This is a genomic window from Paraferrimonas sp. SM1919 (assembly GCF_010993985.1).
In the GTDB taxonomy this organism is placed as follows: Bacteria; Pseudomonadota; Gammaproteobacteria; order Enterobacterales; family Shewanellaceae; genus SM1919.
This window is the reverse complement of sequence record NZ_WINH01000058.1, coordinates 1-1,249: the sequence shown is the minus strand read 5'-3', so window position 1 is coordinate 1,249 and position 1,249 is coordinate 1. Positions and strand designations below refer to the sequence as shown.

Sequence of the window (1,249 nt, the reverse complement as noted above, 5' to 3'; positions counted from 1 at the left end):
AAATGAACCGCCCTGTGCGGAGCCGCATGCAGGGTGGTGTGGGGGCTGAGGGTTAGATACCCTCGGCTACCCGATTAACTGGTTTTGCAGTAGGCATTTACACCAACCTTTCCGACTAGAAAAAGTAGGATAGCAACTGCCGGAGCCAACAAAGAAGCTGCGAAGCCAAGAGTAGAACCTATGGCCCCGCTAATAACACCAACAAACATAGCGTTAGCTATGGGAGCTTGAGAACTTAATTGTTGCCGCTCTGATTCGTATTTTTCGTGGCCGCAGATGAAATTTCTAAACTCTGATACGAAACGATCCCAAAAAGGCTCAGAGCTACCGCTACCACCAAACTGCTTAGTCGTCGCAACACCGTTTGCGCCAAGCCAAAGCTTTGCGGCCTCCTCTTCTCCATTTTTGGCGATGAGAGTATTAATAGAGTCTTTTTGATAAGTTTTTAGCGTATCAGTCCAATCCGATAGCTCTATTTGAGGAACTTCCATCAAAGCATTTCCTTAATGTATTCAGCAGATATTACATGAGTTGTTTGATTTAATTCAGCAGGGTTGATCCCGTTTATAGTTGCCCCTGCGTTTGGTGCATATGTACCTATAAGGACACCTACAATTTTGTTTAGCCTTGGAGAAAATACCATTGAACCTGATTGGCCGGGCCTTGACTGAATATTAATGACTGCGTGTTTACTTTTTACACCATGTGAGTCTAAGAGAACTTTCGCTCCGACTTCTGTTTCCTGAAAAGTTAGCACTCTTCGTCCCTCGACGCAGTGAGGGAAACCGAAAATACCAATTTTTTCAGAGACCCCTACTTCATCAAACCCTGACAAAGCTGGCATATTCCCGTTAAAGGTTACGTCTGCCTGCAAAACTGCCAAATCTTTTAAGGGATCAACTTCGAGCACCTTTGCATCAACAGGGCGACAACTTGTATCAGATACATCTTGAAAGTCGTTAATTCGTTGAATATGAGGAGCAAGGATAACTAAGCCATTGTGGTTATCACCTATTACATGCTTTGCAGTTGCGTATTTCCCATCTTTAGAAATCATAAACGCAGTGCCAAGCATTTCGATATGATTTGGCGTAACTCGACCAACTATTGATATGAATTGCGTGAAAATATCCACTGACTCTCCTTTGACAGTTAGACATTATGACTCCCCTAGACAGTGCTAACCTCCTGCACATGGGTTAGCCTAAACCAGAGCCAAAAATATTCTTCAAAATATAATCAGGAGGTT

At 43.5% G+C, this 1,249-nt stretch carries 2 protein-coding genes; both read right to left on the bottom strand.

Annotated features, from left to right (window positions below):
- Positions 1-74 precede the first annotated feature (74 nt).
- A complete protein-coding gene (locus GFB48_RS17105; protein ID WP_163938652.1) occupies positions 75-491 on the bottom strand; it encodes a hypothetical protein in 417 nt (138 codons plus the stop codon).
- A complete protein-coding gene (locus GFB48_RS17100; protein WP_205597761.1) occupies positions 491-1,135 on the bottom strand; it encodes a serine protease in 645 nt (214 codons plus the stop codon). Before GFB48_RS17100 ends, GFB48_RS17105 begins: the two co-directional genes overlap by 1 nt.
- Positions 1,136-1,249: the final 114 nt, after the last annotated feature.

Excerpts from the sequence above, each read along its gene's own strand:
- GFB48_RS17105 (WP_163938652.1), bottom strand. The coding sequence starts at position 491 with ATGGAAGTTCCTCAAATAGAGCTATCGGATTGGACTGATACGCTAAAA.